The 18,770-nt window shown below is 56.9% G+C and carries 15 protein-coding genes; 1 reads left to right on the top strand and 14 read right to left on the bottom strand.

Annotation, left to right across the window (positions count from 1 at the left end; translation table 11 throughout):
- Window positions 1-28: 28 nt before the first annotated feature.
- The 10 genes from deoD to ACFQW4_RS17285 form a co-directional block, all read right to left on the bottom strand.
- Window positions 29-742 (bottom strand): purine-nucleoside phosphorylase, encoded by a 714-nt coding sequence (gene deoD, locus ACFQW4_RS17330; protein WP_008103284.1) that lies wholly within the window; start codon window positions 740-742, stop codon window positions 29-31.
- A 33-nt stretch (window positions 743-775) separates the two neighbouring features.
- A complete protein-coding gene (gene deoB / locus ACFQW4_RS17325) occupies window positions 776-1,999 on the bottom strand; it encodes a phosphopentomutase (protein ID WP_101761829.1) in 1,224 nt (407 codons plus the stop codon).
- 94 nt (window positions 2,000-2,093) lie between these two features.
- Window positions 2,094-3,416, bottom strand: coding sequence for a thymidine phosphorylase (deoA, locus tag ACFQW4_RS17320; RefSeq protein WP_354467390.1), 1,323 nt, complete (start codon window positions 3,414-3,416; stop codon window positions 2,094-2,096).
- 157 nt (window positions 3,417-3,573) lie between these two features.
- Window positions 3,574-4,353 carry a deoxyribose-phosphate aldolase gene (gene deoC / locus ACFQW4_RS17315; protein WP_192412100.1) on the bottom strand — a complete coding sequence of 260 codons (780 nt, stop codon included), beginning with the start codon at window positions 4,351-4,353 and terminating at the stop codon, window positions 3,574-3,576.
- A 291-nt stretch (window positions 4,354-4,644) separates the two neighbouring features.
- The gene (locus ACFQW4_RS17310; RefSeq protein ID WP_377726372.1) at window positions 4,645-5,424 is read right to left on the bottom strand and encodes a TatD family hydrolase; all 780 of its coding nucleotides are present in this window, start codon (window positions 5,422-5,424) and stop codon (window positions 4,645-4,647) included.
- The gene (locus ACFQW4_RS17305; protein WP_192236321.1) at window positions 5,421-6,473 is read right to left on the bottom strand and encodes a patatin family protein; all 1,053 of its coding nucleotides are present in this window, start codon (window positions 6,471-6,473) and stop codon (window positions 5,421-5,423) included. The genes ACFQW4_RS17310 and ACFQW4_RS17305 overlap by 4 nt, the downstream gene beginning before the upstream one ends.
- A 179-nt stretch (window positions 6,474-6,652) precedes the next feature.
- Entirely contained in the window at window positions 6,653-6,814 is a 162-nt protein-coding gene (locus ACFQW4_RS17300) for a DUF1328 domain-containing protein (protein ID WP_007893192.1), read from the bottom strand.
- 93 nt (window positions 6,815-6,907) lie between these two features.
- On the bottom strand, window positions 6,908-7,522 hold the full coding sequence (osmY, locus tag ACFQW4_RS17295; protein ID WP_101761824.1) for a molecular chaperone OsmY: 615 nt from the start codon (window positions 7,520-7,522) through the stop codon (window positions 6,908-6,910).
- A 261-nt stretch (window positions 7,523-7,783) separates the two neighbouring features.
- Window positions 7,784-9,373 carry a peptide chain release factor 3 gene (gene prfC / locus ACFQW4_RS17290; protein WP_101761823.1) on the bottom strand — a complete coding sequence of 530 codons (1,590 nt, stop codon included), beginning with the start codon at window positions 9,371-9,373 and terminating at the stop codon, window positions 7,784-7,786.
- Window positions 9,374-9,611: 238 nt separating this feature from the next.
- Window positions 9,612-10,715, bottom strand: a complete 1,104-nt coding sequence (locus ACFQW4_RS17285) for an amidohydrolase (protein WP_377726370.1) — start codon at window positions 10,713-10,715, stop codon at window positions 9,612-9,614.
- A gap of 238 nt (window positions 10,716-10,953) precedes the next feature.
- Between ACFQW4_RS17285 and ftnA the strand changes: the two genes are divergently transcribed.
- Window positions 10,954-11,460 carry a non-heme ferritin gene (gene ftnA, locus ACFQW4_RS17280; RefSeq protein ID WP_101761821.1) on the top strand — a complete coding sequence of 169 codons (507 nt, stop codon included), beginning with the start codon at window positions 10,954-10,956 and terminating at the stop codon, window positions 11,458-11,460.
- Between the two features lie 60 nt (window positions 11,461-11,520).
- On the opposite strand, the gene ACFQW4_RS17275 is transcribed toward ftnA, so the two are convergent.
- From ACFQW4_RS17275 to ACFQW4_RS17260, 4 genes are all read right to left on the bottom strand, one after another.
- On the bottom strand, window positions 11,521-14,364 hold the full coding sequence (locus ACFQW4_RS17275) for an EAL domain-containing protein (protein WP_377726367.1): 2,844 nt from the start codon (window positions 14,362-14,364) through the stop codon (window positions 11,521-11,523).
- A gap of 200 nt (window positions 14,365-14,564) precedes the next feature.
- Window positions 14,565-16,301, bottom strand: a complete 1,737-nt coding sequence (locus tag ACFQW4_RS17270; RefSeq protein WP_377726365.1) for an ABC transporter permease — start codon at window positions 16,299-16,301, stop codon at window positions 14,565-14,567.
- Between the two features lie 2 nt (window positions 16,302-16,303).
- Window positions 16,304-17,284, bottom strand: coding sequence for an ABC transporter substrate-binding protein (locus tag ACFQW4_RS17265; protein WP_377726422.1), 981 nt, complete (start codon window positions 17,282-17,284; stop codon window positions 16,304-16,306).
- Window positions 17,285-17,318: 34 nt separating this feature from the next.
- Complete coding sequence (locus ACFQW4_RS17260) at window positions 17,319-18,386, bottom strand: ABC transporter ATP-binding protein (RefSeq protein WP_377726363.1); 1,068 nt, start codon at window positions 18,384-18,386, stop codon at window positions 17,319-17,321.
- Window positions 18,387-18,770 lie beyond the last annotated feature (384 nt).

Here is an 18,770-nt window from a genome sequence, read left to right as displayed (position 1 = left end):
CGGGAGAGGGTTAGGGTGAGGGAAAAAATCAATCGCCCAGCAGCACTGACTCCAGCGCGATCTTAATCATATCGTTGAAGGTGGTCTGACGCTCAGCCGCCGTGGTCTGCTCGTGGGTGCGGATGTGGTCCGACACGGTACAGATGGTCAGCGCTTTCGCACCAAACTCTGCTGCCACGCCGTAAATACCCGCCGCTTCCATCTCCACACCCAGAATGCCGTACTTCTCCATCACGTCGAACATCTGCGGATCTGGCGTATAGAACAGATCGGCGGAGAAGATGTTACCCACGCGCGCATCAACACCCAGCGCTTTCGCGGCATCCACGGCGTTACGCACCATGTCGAAGTCAGCAATCGCCGCGAAGTCGTGATCCTTGAAGCGCATGCGGTTCACTTTGGAATCGGTGCAGGCACCCATACCAATCACCACGTCACGCAGTTTCACGTCTGCGCGCACTGCGCCGCAAGAACCGACACGGATAATCTTCTTCACGCCGAAGTCGGTGATCAGCTCTTTGGTGTAGATCGAGCAGGATGGAATGCCCATGCCGTGACCCATCACCGAAATCTTGCGGCCTTTATAAGTCCCGGTGTAACCCAGCATGCCGCGCACGTTGTTCACTTCCACCACATCTTCGAGGAAGGTTTCCGCAATGTGCTTTGCGCGCAGCGGATCGCCTGGCATCAGCACGACGTCCGCGAAATCACCCATTTCTGCATTAATATGAGGCGTTGCCATGGTTATTTTCCTTATTAAATTTGGGGCGCTGTTTTACAGCATGCTCTTGCCGTAGTCCATGCTGGACAGGCCAAAATATTTTGCGATGGTCTGGCCGATATCCGCGAAGGTATCGCGGTATCCCAGCGATCCTGGCTTCACATTCGGGCCGTAGATCAGAATCGGAATGTGCTCACGCGTGTGCTCGGTGCCTTTCCAGCTTGGATCGCAGCCGTGATCGGCGGTGAGGATCAGAATGTCGCCCTCTTTCACCAACTCCATCAGCTCTGGCAAACGACGATCGAACAACTCCAGTCCCCCCGCATAACCGGCAATATCGCGACGATGTCCCCACGTTGAGTCAAAATCAACGAAGTTAGTGAACACAATCGAAGTATCTGGCGCTTTCTTCATTTGCTCGATGGTAGCGTTGAACAGCGCGTCTAAGCCGGTGGCTTTGACTTTCTGCGTGATGCCCTGCTCGGCGTAGATATCGGCAATTTTACCCACCGAAATCACTTCACCGCCCTTCTCATCGACTAGTTTTTTCAGCATGGTCGCTGAAGGCGGCTCCACCGCCAGATCGTGACGGTTGCCGGTACGCTCGAAGTTACCCGCTTTGTCGCCCACGAACGGACGCGCAATCACGCGACCGATGTTGTAGCCACCATTGGTCAGCTCCTCACGGGCGATTTCACACAGTTCGTACAGACGGTCAAGGCCAAAGGTCTCTTCGTGGCAGGCAATCTGGAACACCGAATCCGCCGAGGTGTAGAAAATCGGCTTGCCGGTTTTCATGTGCTCTTCGCCGAGCTGGTCGAGGATCACCGTGCCCGATGAGTGACAATTACCGAGATATCCCGGCAGATCGGCACGTTTCACCAGAGTATCCAGCAGCGCCTGCGGGAAGCTGTTCTCTTTATCGCTGAAGTAGCCCCAATCAAACAGCACCGGCACGCCGGCGATTTCCCAGTGGCCCGACGGCGTATCTTTACCGGACGACAATTCGCTGGCGTAAGCATACGCACCGATGATTTCCGCGTTGGGATCGAGGCCTGGCGGGAAACGACCGGTAGAGAGCTCAGCCGCTTTGCCGAGGCCCAGTTTGGTCAGGTTCGGTAAGTGCAGCGGGCCTTCGCGACCTTCATTGGCGCGGCCTTCGAAACAGGCTTCGGCGATATGGCCGAGCGTGTCCGATCCTTCATCACCGAATTTATCGGCGTCTTTGCTGGAGCCGATCCCGAAGGAGTCGAGAACCATAATAAAAGCACGTTTCATGCAAGTCTCCTGCGCAATGCGCGATGACAAGTCAAAAAAAAGCGATCAGATCAGTATACCCGAACGGCCGCTACCTGGCACGAAGAAGCGCCAGTTATTCGCTAATGCGACGATAAACTACCGGCGTGATCGCTGGCGCAGTATCGCTCAGCGTGATGGCTGCTTTAACGGCGGCGGCGGCCTGCTGCCACTGCGCTTCCGACGCGGCGTGGATAATTGCCAGCGGACGCTGCGCGTCAACTTGCGTGCCGAGCGTGGTCACGTCGCTCAAGCCCACGCTGTAATCAATGCTGTCGCTGGCGCGCTGGCGCCCCCCGCCGAGCGCAACCACCGCCATGCCGAGCGCACGCGTATCCATTGCGCTGACGATACCGGCGCCATCGGCGTATACCGCTTTGCTCAGCGTTGGCGCGGGCAGATAGCTGTCCATGCGCTCGATGAAATCTACCGGACCCTTTTGCGCCGCCACCATGCGGGCAAATACTTCAGCGGCTTTGCCGTTATCCAGCACCTGCTGCAGCTTTTGGCGCGCATCGGCGTCATTCTCAGCCAGTTTGCCGGAGATCAGCATTTCCGCGCACAGCGCCATCGTCACTTCCAGCAGGCGCGGATTGCGCGCCTCGCCGGTCAGGAACTGCACCGCTTCACGCACTTCCAGCGCATTACCGGCGGTAGAAGCCAGCACCTGATTCATGTCGGTGAGCAGCGCGGTGGTTTTACAACCTGCGCCATTGGCGACGCCAACAATCGCCTGTGCCAGATTTTCTGAGGCTTCGAAGGTCGGCATAAAGGCGCCGGAGCCCACTTTCACGTCCATCACCAGCGCATCCAATCCTTCCGCCAGTTTTTTGGCGAGGATCGACGCGGTGATCAGCGGAATGGAGTCCACGGTGGCGGTGATATCGCGCGTGGCGTAAAAACGTTTGTCGGCCGGCGCCAGCGAATTGGTCTGGCCAATAATCGCGATGCCGACGTCTTTAATAATCTGGCGGAAACGATCGTCGCTCGGGAAGATATCAAAGCCCGGAATCGCTTCCAGTTTATCCAGCGTGCCGCCGGTGTGGCCGAGGCCGCGCCCGGAGATCATCGGCACATAACCGCCGCACGCCGCTACCATCGGGCCGAGCATCAGCGAAGTGACATCGCCAACGCCGCCGGTGGAGTGTTTATCAACAATCGGGCCGTTGAGATTCAGCGATTTCCAGTTCAGCACCGTGCCGGAGTCGCGCATCGCCATAGTCAGCGCCACGCGCTCGTCGAGCGTCATATCATGGAAATAGATGGTCATCGCCAATGCGGCAATTTGACCTTCCGAAACGCTGTTGTCGCGCACGCCGTTGATGAAGAAGCGAATCTCCGCTTCACTCAGCGCCTGGCCGTCGCGTTTTTTACGAATAATTTCTTGTGGCAGGAACACGGTTGCCTCCCTGAAGGGATAGAAATTGAAATGATACGGCAGCTTGCACCTGCCGTAGCGGTGCGATTTATCGCGCGATGTTAAGTCGGGGCTGAAGCGTAAAAACCAGCGCGATAAATCGCGCCGCTACGAATCGCAGAACCATCAGCGAAAGAGATTAATAACCGGCTTTGCTGGTCGCGGTTTCGTGGCCCAGTGTATTCAGCAGGCTTGCCAGCAGGCTGGAGGCACCGAAGCGGAAATGACGCGCATCCGCCCAGCCTTCACCCAGAATGTCGTCTGCCAGCTGCAGATAAAGCGCCGCGTCTTCTGCAGTGCGCACGCCGCCCGCCGGTTTAAAACCAACCTGCTGCTTCACGCCTTTGTCGCGGATCACTTGCATCATGATCGCCGCCACTTCTGGCGTCGCGTTGACCGGCACTTTACCGGTGGAGGTTTTGATGAAATCGGCACCCGCATCGATAGCGATTTCCGAAGCGGCACGAATCAGCGCTTCATCTTTCAGCTCGCCGCTTTCGATGATCACTTTCAGCAGCACGTTCGCCGCCGCGCAGGCTTCTTTACAGGCTTTTACCAGCTCGAAACCGATATCGCGGTTGCCGGCAATCAGCGCACGATACGGGAACACCACATCCACTTCGTCAGCGCCGTAGGCGATGGCCGCGCGGGTTTCGGCCAGCGCGATCTCAACGTCATCGTTGCCGTGCGGGAAGTTGGTGACGGTGGCGATGCGGATTTCCGGCGTGCCCTGCTCGCGCAGCGCTTTACGTGCTGCCGGGATGAAACGCGGATAGATGCAGATGGCAGCGGTGTTACCGGCTGGGGATTTCGCCTGACGGCACAGCGCGATCACCTTCTCGTCGGTGTCGTCTTCGTTCAGGGTGGTTAAATCCATCAGTTGCAATGCGCGCTGTGCTGCTGCTTTCAGGTCGGTCATGATGCTCTCCAAAATTCAGATCGGCGGGCACAACCCACCGGGGAATGTGATAATTCTAACAACTACCGTGACAATGAATTGCGCCTCACGTCACACGAAAAAGAAAATCTGTCATTTAAATACAATTATTTAGTGATTATTATCACAAATAATTGCTAACCAGGCGGGAATGCGCCGTGATGGTCATTGTTATTATTATCACAAAAATGGACGCAAAAGTGTACTCTCAGCTTTATCAATGTAGCTAATCAGGCGTAAGGCAGCGTAAATGCAGAATCTGTCGGGTGAGAATCAGACAGGCAAGGCGAACAGCTGCTGGCTGTTATGCCACAGCGCATCGGCGATCGCTTCAGGGGATTCGCTGCGTAACTGACACAGCACGTCAAACACATTGCGCGCCCGCTCCGGACGATTGGGCTGGCCCTGAAAACCGTGCAGCGGCATATCGGGCGCGTCGGTTTCCAGTAATAACGCCTTGAGCGGCAGGTTGGCGATGGTGTTGCGGGTTTTACTGGCGCGTTCATAGGTGATAGTGCCGCCAACGCCAATGGCATAGCCAAGCTGAATAAAGCGCTCCGCCTGCTGCTGGCTACCCGCAAAACCGTGTACCACGCCGCGACGTGGCAGATCGTGACGACGTAAATGCAGCGCTAATTGATCGTGGGTGCGGCGCGAGTGCAGGATCACCGGCAGATCGTACTGCTTCGCCAGCTTGAGCTGCTTATCGAGCAGCCGCGTCTGTTTGGCAAATTGCGCATCGTCCATATAGAGATCGAGACCGATCTCGCCGATCGCCACACGCTTGCTATCGGGCTTTTTCAGCCAGCGCGCTAATTCATCAAGGTGCGCATCTTCCTGATGCTCAGCAATATTGATTGGATGCAGGCCCAGCGCGGCATACAGCGCCGGATGCTGCTGCGCCAGTTGCGTCACAAGCGCGAAACGGCTGGCATCCACGCTCGGTACAATGATGCGTTCCACGCCGGCCTGCGCAGCGCGTGCAATGCTGGCGTGCGCATCATCAACGAACGGCGGGAAATCGAAGTGGCAATGCGTGTCGATAAACTTCATGCCAGCGAGCCTTTATCAAAATCGGCATCGTTTTCCGCCAGCGCGGGCGTAATCAGCGGGCGATTGTCAGGCGCATTCGCCACCGCTGCCGGCGGCGTAACCGTGGTTGAACGCACCAGCGGCTCAGCATCACTCAACCATTGACCAAGCGTGGCGAGGAAATAGCGCCCGCTGCGGCGACCTAAATGGTAATCCTGATTCAGCGATGACAAGCGGCTGCCAAGCGCCATGCTCGCCAGCGGTTTTGGCGGACAGATTTCGATGATGCGCAGATTATCCGGCGGCTGCTCGATGAACTGCTGAATCTCGCGATAGCTCTCTTCATGCTGATGCAGGATGTTGATCATCGGCTGCAATGCGCTGTCGGACAAAAAGCGTTCCATGCGTTTAAACCACTTCGGCGTGTAGGACACCTGCGACGGCACGGTGCGGATCACCACAATGGTATCCGCGCCACGGCGCGCAGCTTCGCGTACCGGAATGGCATCGCTGATGCCGCCGTCAAGATAGCTCACGCCGTCCATCTGCACGCCGCTGCGGTAAAAACCGGGGATCGCGCTGGACGCTTTTAGGATGTCGTGCCAGTTGGTGCTGATCGGGTTGAAGTACTCGGCGCTGTAATCGTCGCTGCGGCAGGCGCACATATAGAATTCGCTGCCTTTGGCAAACAGCCCTTCGGCGGTGTTGAGCGCCAGCGGGAATTCCTGTTTGGTGATATCGATCAGCCAATCGAGATCGATAAGATGCCCGCCGCGCACGAATCGTAGCGGATCAAAGAACAGTTTGCTGGTGGTGTAACGGGAGATCACGCGTCGCGCGTAGCCAGGCTGGCCACAGACAAATGCCGACAGGTTTTGCGCCCCGGCCGAGGTGCCGAGTAACAGTTGAAAAGGATTGAAGCCTGCGCGTTGAAATTCGTCCAGCACGCCTGCGGTAAAGATGCCGCGCTGACCGCCGCCTTCGCACACCAGGGCGATTTTATTTGATTTGAAAGGAGTTAAAGCCAGCGGTTCGAATGAACCTAATGTCAACGGAATACGTGTGCCCAATGGATGTCCCTCAGTGTTGCTTGCTCTGAGGGAGTCGCCGAAGCAGCATCCCGGAGAACCAGTCATTGTCGTTCCCTGACCAATTGCTTCTGCAATCGTTGCGGCTTCGTAGTATGCCGCACAAGACCGGTCTCCGCTTTAGGTGACTCGCGGGTTAGCGTCTATTGAGACGCAAGTAGTCAGGGTCGTTTGCGCCCGGTAAACAGGCTCACGAGGAACAGAATAATACCGACAATGAAGACAATTTTAGCTGCCCATGCTGCCGTACCCGCCAGACCGCCGAAACCTAATGCCGCAGCAATCAGAGCGATGACCAGAAAGATAATACCCCAACGAAACATAAGCCTCTCCTTTACCATTGTGAAAATCGAACTGCTTATTTACACCTTTGTTTTTATTACGAAACGGCACCTGCTGGTGCCGAGTCGCTCGCGTTAAGATTTCACCTTCAGGTCATTCTTCACGCTTTTCACGCCTTCAATGGCTTTGGCGATCTTCTCAGCACGATCGGACTGTGCCTGATTCGCCACTTCCCCTGATAACTGCACCACGCCGTCGGTAGTTTCCACCTTAACGTTGCGTGATGGCACGATATCATCTGCTAAAAGCTTAGCTTTAATTTCGCTGGTGGTTGCGGTATCGCCCGCATAACCTTTCAGAGAAGCATTTTTGCTGTCTTTAACGTGTAGTTTGTCGCTGACGGATTTCACACCTTCGACTTTCTGCACCAGCGCGACGGCTTTTTCAGCCTGATCCTGAGAAGCTACGAAGCCACTCAGTGTCACCACGCCATCGTGCGTTTTGACGGAGATATCCGTGCTTTTAATTGCGTCATCATCCACCAGCGCCGCTTTGGCTTTAGCCGTGATGCCGCTGTCATCCATATAGCCATCGACTTTTTTCATAGAGCTATCGATCTTCGCACCCGCGCTGTCGGAGGTTTGCTGTGCTTTCTGCGACAGTGATTCATCTGCAAACGCCGCACCGCTCAGCAGAGCAGAACCGGCCAGGGCAGCAATCAGGGTTTTAGCAATCTTAGTCTTATTCATCGATATCATCCTTCTATCAGTTAACTCATCCGTTATCGCGGATGCGCCAGCAACGAACGGCGTTGCTGAGTTACTGGACGTAATGAAACCCGAAAGGTCTCTTTTCTCGTCCGACAGGATAATAGTAGTAGGGATTACAGCTTTTGCTGGCTCTTGTGGTTGATATATCGCCAAAAAGAGAAAAAAACAGCGGAATTAGGAGGAGTCTGTAACAAACAAAACAGGGCCAGTGAAAATCACAAGCCCTGCTGGCAACGGCGATTAGTGCTCGCGCGTTTTGCGGAATCTCACGTCAGGATAGCGTTCCTGAGTGATGTTGAGGTTCACCATGGTTGGCGCGATATACGTGAGGTTATCACCGCCATCGAGCGCCAGGTTCACTTCATTTTTACGCTGGAAATCGTCGAATTTCTTCGCATCATCACACTCAACCCAGCGAGCGGTTGAGACGTTGATGGCTTCGTAGATCGCTTCAACGTTGTATTCGCTTTTCAGGCGTGCCACCACCACTTCGAACTGCAGCACACCGACCGCGCCCACAATCAGATCGTTATTGTGCACCGGACGGAACACCTGCACCGCGCCCTCTTCCGACAGCTGAACCAGCCCTTTCAGCAGCTGTTTCTGCTTCAGCGGATCGCGCAGACGGATACGGCGGAACAGCTCTGGCGCGAAGTTCGGAATGCCGGTGAACTTCATGTTTTCACCCTGCGTAAAGGTGTCGCCAATCTGAATGGTGCCGTGGTTGTGCAGACCAATGATGTCGCCCGGATAGGCTTCTTCTACGTGCGAACGGTCGCCGGCCATAAAGGTCAGTGCATCGGAAATCACCACATCTTTACCGGTACGCACCTGACGCAGCTTCATGCCTTTTTCGTACTTGCCGGATACCACACGCATAAAGGCGACGCGGTCGCGGTGCTTCGGGTCCATGTTTGCCTGGATCTTAAACACGAAGCCGCTAAATTTCTCTTCCTTTGCTTCCACCAAACGCGCGTCGGTGTTGCGCGGCATTGGACGCGGCGCCCAGCTAACCAGGCCATCCAGCATATGATCAACGCCGAAGTTACCCAGCGCGGTGCCGAAGAACACCGGCGTGATTTCGCCACTCAGGAAAAGCTCCTGATCGAACTCGTGCGAAGCGCCCTGCACCAGCTCCAGCTCATCGCGCAGCTGCTGTGCCAGATCTTCGCCTACTGCGGCATCCAGTTCTGGATTCGCCAGCCCCTTAACAATGCGCACTTCCTGAATGGTGTGGCCTTTACCGGTTTGATACAGGTAAGTTTCGTCGTTGTAGAGGTGATAAACCCCTTTGAACAACTTGCCGCAGCCAATCGGCCAGGTAATTGGTGCGCAGGCGATCTTCAGCTCACTCTCCACTTCATCCAGCAGCTCCATGGGATCGCGGATGTCACGGTCGAGTTTGTTCATAAAGGTGATGATTGGCGTATCGCGCAGGCGCGTCACTTCCATCAGCTTGCGGGTGCGATCCTCAACACCTTTTGCGGCGTCGATCACCATCAAACAGCAGTCAACCGCCGTCAGCGTACGGTAAGTATCTTCAGAGAAGTCTTCGTGTCCTGGCGTATCCAGCAGGTTCACGAGGCTGTCGCGATACGGGAACTGCATCACCGAGGTGGTGATGGAGATACCACGTTGTTTCTCCATCTCCATCCAGTCCGATTTCGCGTGCTGGTTGGAGCCGCGGCCTTTGACGGTACCGGCGGTTTGAATCGCCTGTCCGAACAGCAGCACTTTTTCGGTGATTGTGGTTTTACCGGCGTCCGGATGCGAGATGATCGCAAAGGTACGGCGGCGCGCCACTTCTTCTAAAAAGGAGGCATTAGACATTGAGTGAATTCTTCTTCAAGGGCAACACGCGGACAGCGCGCTGCGAATAAATCGTTTCGGGGTCATTCCGCAGGATAACGCGGCCAATGGCGACGCAGTGGCGTCGGTTCACAGCAAGAGGTGTGCGATCTACATTGGCGGCAGTCCTGAATCCCGTCAGCATTGAGGCGGCATAGCATACAATATTTCGCAGAAAGGGGGAATCGGTGCCCTAATAGCCCTCACCCTAACCCTCTAATCACCCCAACACCCGCACCACTGCCGCCTTGAAGATCTTCACGCCAATCTCCAGCGAGCTCAGCTCAAAGCGCATCTCAGGATGATGTAAACCCGGCACCAGATTGGTTCCCAATCCCCAGAAACCGGCTTTCACCTGCGGGTTTTTCACCGGGTAATAGAAGAAATCTTCGCTGCCCGGCGTGGTTTTGGTATCCAGCAAACCGGCTTCGCCCAGGACGTCGACAATCGCCGCGCGAATCACCGCCGTGGCTTCCTCATGAATTTCTGCCGCCGGCATCTCTTTTAGCACCACCACGTCCGCCGTGGCACCCAGCGCCGCCACGCTGTGCTGAATCGCCAGTGTGACTTTCTCTTTCAGCACCGCCATTGGCGCGTTTTCCTGCGAACGCAGATCCCACACCACGCGCGCCTCATCCGGCACCGAGTTGGTCACGCCCGCATCGCACAGAAAGCGTGTAGCTTTCACGCTCCAGGTCAAACCCGGCGGCAGATGGATGGCGTTGACGGCCTGTACCGCTTGCACCGCCGCATCCAGCGCGTTGACGCCCAAATGCGGACGCGCCGCATGCGCCGGTGCACCTTTGATGGTGGCTTCCAGCGTGCTGCAGGCAGAGTAAATCACCGCTGGCGTCGCCTGTCCCACATGACACTCTTCCAGCGGACGCACATGGAAGCCGAGAATCACCTCCACATCCTCCAGCGCGCCGCCCTCAATCATCGCCAGCGCACCCGCACCGAGCTCTTCCGCCGGCTGGAACAGCAGCTTGAGCCGCCCTTTCTTGATCGCGCCCTCTTTCATCAGCTCTTGCGCTGCCGTCAGCACCACCGACGAATGGCCATCGTGGCCGCAGGTGTGACGCGCACAGGCTACGCCATCAATGATGTGGCCGAGCGCATCCATATCCGCACGCAGCGCCAGCACCGGACCGGGCACGCCGCTGTCGATTTCCGCCACCATGCCGGTGGTGTTATTGATGCCGCGCGTCACCTTAATTCCGGCGCTCTCCAGCTGATCGGCAATATAAGCAGAGGTCTTGAATTCCTGAAAACCCAGTTCGGGAATTTCATGCAGAAAATGGTAATGCTCTAAGACGTTCGACACCGCTAAGCTCCTGACAAGTAAAGGCAAGCCTCAGCATCGCCCGATGCGCAGCTATAATCAATCCAGCGTGAATGAAAATTAGTCAAAAATGAGAACTCCTCGCATTCAACATGTGGAATAATTCCATTTACAATCAATAAGATAAATTCAACCTTTTTGCGAAAAACCCTTCACAAAAAAGTATAGATTGATGCATAATTCGCCGTACTTCACCTGACAAATTAAAAAGGACTCAGCCATGTTAACTGCTGAAATGACCTCGCGTTTAAACGACCAACTGAACCTCGAATTCTTCTCTGCCAACCTCTATCTGCAGATGAGCGCCTGGTGCAGCGATAAAGGCTATGAAGGTGCCGCTTCATTCCTGAAAATGCATTCTCGCGAAGAGATGCAGCACATGCAGAAGCTGTTCGATTACGTCAGCGATGCCGGCGCTTTGCCGGTGCTGGGCAGCATTGCGGCGCCGGCGATTAGCTGGACTTCACTGAACGACGTGCTGGAAGAAGCGCTGAAGCATGAGCAGCTGATCACCAAAAAAATCAACGAGCTGGTGCACACCGCCTTAACCACCCAGGATTACTCAACCTTCAACTTCCTGCAGTGGTACGTTGCCGAGCAGCATGAAGAAGAGAAGCTGTTCAAAACCGTGCTGGATAAACTGGCGATGGTCGGCAACAAAGGCGAAGGCCTGTTCCTGGTGGACAAAGATCTCGGCCACATGTCCGTCGACGGCCACGGCGCATAATAATAAAGATTACACACAGCAAAATAGAGAACGCCCGACATGTCGGGCGTTTTTTTATGCCTATTCCAACTCTTTCAACCGCAACTCCGACGGCTGCGGACGGCCAAAGAAATAGCCCTGGAATAGCGTACACCCCTCTTCGCGCAGCTTCGCAAACTGCTCGCCGTTCTCCACGCCTTCAGCGGTAATTTGAATATCGAGGCTGCGGCTCATGCCGGTAATGGCGCGGATAATCGCCAGCGCCTCGCGGCTGTCGCCCATATCATTGATGAACGACTTATCGATTTTGATTTTGTCGAACGGGAACGAACGCAAATAGCTGAGCGACGAGTAGCCGGTGCCAAAATCATCCAGCGCAATCTGCACGCCAAGCGTTTTCAAACTCTGCAAGGTGCGGATATTACCAAGCGTATCGTCCAGCAGCACCGATTCGGTGATCTCCACTTCCAGCCGATGCGGCGCCAGCCCGGATTCCCGCAGCGCACCTTCCACCACCGACACCAGCGAGCTGTTTTTAAACTGCAGCGGCGACAGGTTCACCGACACCGATTGTTCGGTGTTCCAGCTCTGCGCTTCGCGGCAGGCTTCATACAGCGCATAGGCGCCGAGCATGTGAATCAAACCGGTCTCTTCAGCGATCGGGATGAAATCGTTCGGCATGATCAGCCCTTTGATCGGGTGATGCCAGCGCATCAGCGCTTCATAGCCGATGATGCCCTGCTCGTTGGTAATCGGCTGATAGTAAAGCTTGAGCTGACGACCAGAAATCGCATCACGCAGATCGTTCTCAATCACGCGACGGCTGCGCGCCTGATTGTCCATCTCAATGGTGAAGTGTTCGAAGCGATTACGGCCATTACGTTTGGCTTCGTACAGCGCCATATCGGCGCAGCGCAGCATATGCTCCGGCGTGTTGGTGGCCTGCGAGGTGAGCGCGATACCAACGCTCAAGCCCACCGACAGATTATGCCCTTCAACGTTGATCGGCGGACGAATCGCCTCGATCAGCCGCTGCGCTACCACCGCCGCTTCATCGGCAGCACGAACATTGGGTAACACGATGGCAAACTCATCGCCGCCAATGCGCGCCAGCGTATCGTGATCGCGCAGCGCGCTGCGCAGGCGTTTCGCCACCACGCGCAGCAGGTCATCACCAATCTGGTGGCCGAGTGCATCGTTGACGTTTTTGAAGTTATCGAGATCGAGACACAGCGTGGCGCTGACCTGGTGGTTCTGACTATCGACGCGCAACGCTTCACTCAGCTTCTGGCGGAACAGCACGCGGTTCGGCAGGCTGGTGAGATTGTCGTGATGCGCCATATGACGAATGCGCGCATCGGCTTCGCGCTGATCGGTCACGTCCTCGACAATCAGCATCACGTAGTTCTGACGCATATCTTTGCCACTGATGGTGGTGGCACGCGTATGCAGAATGCGCTCGCCGCCCGCCGTCAGCAGCAGCTGTTCGCGCGAGTGGATGCCTTCGCTGCGCAGCGCCACATCCGCCAGGCTGTTGAAGTAATCACCCAGCTCCGCCGACATACATTCGTGCGGGCGCTTGTGCATGATCAGCGCTTTGTTGATGCCAAACAGCTGCTCAGCTTTGTCATTCACCATCAGGATTTCACGGCTGATGGCATCTTCAACGATCACGCATGAGGGAATATTGCTGATGATGGTGTCGAGAAAACCCGACAGCTCCGACATTTTCGCGCTCTGCGACTGCGCCAGATCCCGTGCGCGCAGCAGCTGCTGCTCGTTCTCACGCCGTTCGGTGATATCGCGGGTAATTTTGGCGAAGCCGATCAGTTTGCCGTTTTCATCATAAATCGCTTCGATAACAACGTGGGCCCAAAATGCCGAGCCATCTTTGCGGTAGCGCCAGCCTTCATCTTCAAAACGCCCGGTTTTCAACGCAATGCCGAGGTTAGCTTCGGGCGCATTGGCATGACGTTCCGCTGAACTGTAAAACACCGAGAAGTGCTGACCGACAATCTCGTCAGCCAGATAACCTTTAGCGCGCTGTGCACCGTTGTTCCAGTTCACCACGCGGCCCTGCACATCCAGCATATAGATGGCGTAATCGCGCACGCCTTCCACCAGCAGACGGAATTTCTTCTCCTGCTCGTGTTGTTTACGCAGCAGCGCCTGTTGTTCGGTGCAGTCGCGGGTGATTTTGGCGTAGCCAATCAGCTTGCCGGCATCATCACGGATTGCGTCAATGATGACATGTGCCCAAAACGCGCTGCCATCTTTGCGGTACCGGTAGCCTTCGTCTTCGAAACGACCGGTTTTGAAGGCGGTGGTGAGGTTTTTTTCCGGGATATGGTTTTTACGATCCTGGGCGCTGTAGAAGCGTGAGAAGTGCTGTCCAACAATCTCTTCGGCAACGTAGCCTTTCGCGCGCTGTGCGCCTACGTTCCAGTTTTCCACGTTGCCGTCCAAATCGAGCATATAGATGGCGTAATCACTGACGCCTTCCACCAGCATGCGAAAGCGCTGTTCCTGCTCGCGCTGTTTGCGCTGCTGCTCTTGCTGCTCGGTGCAGTCACGGGTGATTTTGGCAAAACCCAGCAGCTCACCAAACTCATCGCGGATAGCGTCGATCACCACATGCGCCCAAAACGCGCTGCCATCTTTACGGTAACGCCAGCCTTCGGTTTCAAAGCGCCCGGTTGCTGTCGCGGTCGCCAGTCCGCGCTGCGGCGCGCCGTTTTTACGATCGTCTTCGCTGTAGAACAGCGCAAAATTCTTCCCTACGATTTCATCGGGCGTGTAACCTTTGGCGCGCTGCGCGCCGCTATTCCAGTTCGCCACCGTGCCATCGGGTTTGAGCATGTAAATGGCGTAATCCACCACGCTCTGTACCAAAAGTCGGTACATGACGTCAGAGTTATTATTCATTGTTATTCGCCTATTGCTGGGCTGATATCGTCGAAACTTAAGAAAATTCTTAATTATCAAGCAGACTTAAGCGCAAATACGCAGCGCTGACAAGCGCTATTCATCCGCAGACAAATGTTGGTAGGTAAGTTATCGGCAGTGGCGAGAAAATGTTCAGTAGGATACTTCACAAATCATCATACGTTGACGGCAGGCTGGCGTTACGCTTGCCACGGTAAAATGCCGTGCGGCAAGCGTCGCGTCAGGCGTGTGGCAACCGCCATTAATAAGCAAACCACCACAATCATCAGGCAGCCCACCGCCGCCGCCAGCGACGCGGATCCGCCTTCATCAAGGAATACGATGGTCGGTCCGATGGTTTGCGTTTGCGAGGTGACCAGCAGCACCGAAACCTGGATTTCATTCAGCGCGGTGAGAAACACCAGCACGCTGCCCGCCAGCGCCGACGGTGCCGCCAGTGGCAATAAGATGTCGCGCATGCGGCGCAGAAAACCGGCGCCGCACAAACGTGCCGCTTCATCTAATGCCGGTTCCAACTGGGCGAATCCGGCCAGCGTTGGGCGCAGCACCAGCGCGAGGAAGTTCGCCAGATAGGCGGCAAGGATGATCCACACCGTGCCATACAGCGAGACATTAACGATCGGCAGCGGACGCAGGAAAAACAGCATCGCCGCCACGCCGGTGACAATGCCCGGCAGCGCGTAAGTCAGTTCACTCGCCAGCCACAAACCGCGCACTAATTTGGTTCGCCGCCAGCTGAGGAAATAGGCGTGAAACAGCGCGCAAACCGTTAAAATCAGCGCCGCCAGCGTGGTCAATCCGAGGCTGGTGAGAAACGCCTGTCGCACCGCCGGATAACCCCACAACGCGGCGCGGAAGTTCTCCAGTGTCAACGTTTTCCAGCTCAGCGCCTGGCCAAAACCGCTGGTGAGCGCGGTGATCAACAGCGCGCTGAGCGGCAACAGCAAGGTCAGCGCCATCCACAGCCAGGCGACGCCCTCAACCGCCATACGCCCGCGCCCCAGCGATTGCTGCCACAGGCGCGGTGCACCGTTGACGCGCACATCATGGCGTCCGCCCAACCAGGCGCTGGCCGCCATGCCCGCCAGCGTAATTACCGCAATCAATAACGCATACACCGCGGTGTTTGGCAGCGCGCTCGGACCAATGCCATTCAACTGCTGATACACCAGCGTGATCAGCGTTGGCACGCGCGCCGGAATCCCCAGCATCGCCTGAATACCGAAGTTGCCCGCCGCCGCAACGAAGGTCAGCGCGGCACCGGCAAAAATCGCCGGGCGCGCCAGCGGCAGCACAATGGTGAACAGGATGCGCGCGCGTGACGCACCGCTGGCCTGCGCCGCTTCCACCAAATCGGCGGGCAAACGACGCAAACCGGCGCGCACGGTGAGGAACACCAACGGCGCATTGTGCGTGCCGAGCAGCAGCACAATGCCGGTTAAGGTGTAGAGCGGCTGCTCGCCGGGCGCAAACCACGGCAACTCAAGCGTGGCGAACAGCAGCGCCAGCGGACTGCTCGGAGCCAGCGCCTGCAGCCAGGCCAGCGCCGTCACCTGCGGCGGAATCATCAGCGGCAGGATAAACGCAAACACCCACGCGGTTTTGGCGCGCAGATCGCTAAGCGCCACCAGCCACGCAGCGGCGGTGCCGAGCACCACGGAAATCAAAGTAGAACTGAGCGCGATGAGCAACGTATTGCCGCTGGCGATCAACACGCGATCGCTCGCCAGCAGGCGCGTTAAGCGTGCGATATCCGGCACGCCGTTGGGCGCAATGGCGGTCCACACCAGCCGCATCAGCGGCGCCACCGACAGCAAACCAATCAGCAACACCAGCAGCGCCAGAATCAGCCGTTCGCTGTTAACGCGCGGCGCTTTGCGCGTCACATTGCGCCATTCGTTGCTCAACACGCTCATGCTTAGCCACCAAACAGCGCGGTGAACCGATCGCGCACTGCCGCATCTTCTTTGATCGCTTTCGCCACGTCCGGCGACAGCAGCTTGATTTTATTGATCGGCGTGAAACCTGCCGGTGCTGAGACACGATCATCCACCGGACGGTTGCCCTGCTCGACCACCAGCTTCTGGCCTGGCTCGGAAAGCATAAAGTTAACGAAGGCTTTGGCGGCCGGCAGGTTGTGCGCGGTTTTCATGATGGCAACCGGTTCGGTGACATACGACACGCCCTCTTTGGGATAGACCAGATCCACCGGTGAACCCTTTTTCTTCGCCAGAATCACGTCGGCGTCGGTGATGATGCCGTACTTATCCAGCCCGCTGGCGACCGCCTTCAGCGCCGGGCCGTTGCCGCCCTGCGGCGCGATGCCGATGGCCGCCAACTTTTTGTAGAAGCTCCAGCCAATCGACGGCGTGTTGATATCGGTGTGCAGCTTGTAGAGCGCCGCGCCGGAGTAAAGCGGGCTTGGTACCGCAATCTGCCCTTTGTTGGCTTCCACCGCCAGCGCGTTCCAGCTATCAATCGGCTGCGCATGCTGGGTGTTGTAGGCAATTACCGTGGCGATGATTTTGGTGCCGAAGAAGGTTTTGTCTTTGTCGTAAAACGATGGATTGATGTGGCTAAGCGGCGCATCGCTGTAGCTGTAGAGATGGTTTTCGTTTTTCAGCGCGCCGAGGTTGATGGCGTCGGCAATCAGCAGCACATCCGGCTTGGCTTCGCCGCTCATCATTTCGGTGCGCAGCACGTTCATTAACTGCGTGGTGCCGTTGCGCGTCCACTCGACCTGCACATTGGGATAGGCGGCTTTAAACGCATCCATGGTTTGCTGGGCAATTTCGGGTGCCTGCGAGGTATAAACCACCAATTTCCCTGCTGGCGCCTCGTCGGCAAAGCTGGCGGCAGAGATCACGAATCCACTGGCTAACATCAACACGTTGAACATCGTACGCATAGCATTTCCCTGAAGGTTTAGAAGATTAAGAAGGAAGAATCCAGCCGTCACGCAGCGCCACACCCACGGTGGCGTCGACAACGGGTAAAGGCTGATCGGCCAGCAGCAGCGTGATGCTGCATTCGGGCGCGGCCAGCGGCGTCACGTTGAGCTGATAGTGGCCGCCGCGATAGATCACCCGCTGCACGCGCGCGGCAAACTGTGGTTCGCCCGGCGCGGCTAAGTGGAAATCGACTGCGTGAAAACTGGCTTGCGCCTGCGGCTGCGGACGCTGATGCGGCGCGCAGCGTAACGACACGCGCATACCGCACAGCGTGGCATAAGCGCGGCCCTCGCCGAGCGGTTCGATATCGCTGATCGGCAGCACTTTGCCGTCGTCAATAAAGCGCGCGACCATGGCGTTCGCCGGTTCGCGCCACAGCGTTTGCGGCGTGGCGAACTGCATCACACGGCCGGCATCCATCACCACGATGCGATCGGCCAGCGCCATCGCTTCATGCTGATCGTGGGTAATGTAGAGCAAGGTGGCGTGACTGTGATGATGGAAGCGGCGGAACTCCTCTTCCATGGTGGCGCGCAGGTGGACATCGAGGTTGGCGAGCGGCTCATCGAGCAGAACTAAGGTCGGTTGCGCCACTAAACAGCGCGCCAGCGCCACGCGCTGACGCTGACCGCCGGAGAGATCGGCGGGACGACGGGCGGCGAACGCTTCCAATCCCACCAGCTCCAGCGCCTGCTGCGTGCGGCGCTCGCGCTCGGCACGCGCGACGCCGTTCACTTTCAGGCTGTAGGAAACATTTTCCGCCACCGTCATATGCGGCCACAGTGCGTAGCTCTGGAACACCACGCCAAGCTGACGATCTTCCGGCGGCAGATGCACGCCCGGCGCAGCGAAGCAGCGTTCGCCCACGTGGATCTCTCCGGCATCGGCGGTTTCAAAACCGGCCAGCAGGCGCAGCAAGGTGGTTTTGCCACAGCCCGACGGGCCTAATACGGCGATAAATTCCCCCTGCGCAATCTTCAGTGAGATGTCTTGCAATACCGGCTGCGCCGCAAAGGATTTGCGCAGCCCGCGCAGTGTGATTGATGCCATGTTTCTGGCCTTTCGCTAACCGTCCGGCTAAGACCCTACGACACTGTGATGACGATTCCATGACATTGCAGCTGGTCGCCCTAAATGGCGTAATGCTTGTCTGATAATCAGCGCGCTGACATCGCAGGGGTATCGCCCGCTAAGCATCCAGCAGTCTCAGAATGCCTGGCTTGGTTTTTCGAGAGTCTGCATTTATGCGCATCTGGTTGCCATGAATGGCAATCCCAGCGGATGGATAGCGATTTTGAGTTAAGGATACGCACCACTGCTGCAGCGCGGGTGTTGGGGCGACATCCTAACCCGCTGAACGAATGAGAGATTCCAGGGCGAGCCGCAGGGATGCGGCGAGAGGCGGCGCTGAGCAGGAGCGAATCGCCGCCGGTC

The organism is Pantoea sp. GCM10028869 (genome assembly GCF_042666835.1).
GTDB classification, from domain to species: Bacteria; Pseudomonadota; Gammaproteobacteria; order Enterobacterales; family Enterobacteriaceae; genus Pantoea; species Pantoea leporis.
Note: the sequence above shows the minus strand (reverse complement) of the source record. Positions and strands in the feature narration are given on the sequence as shown.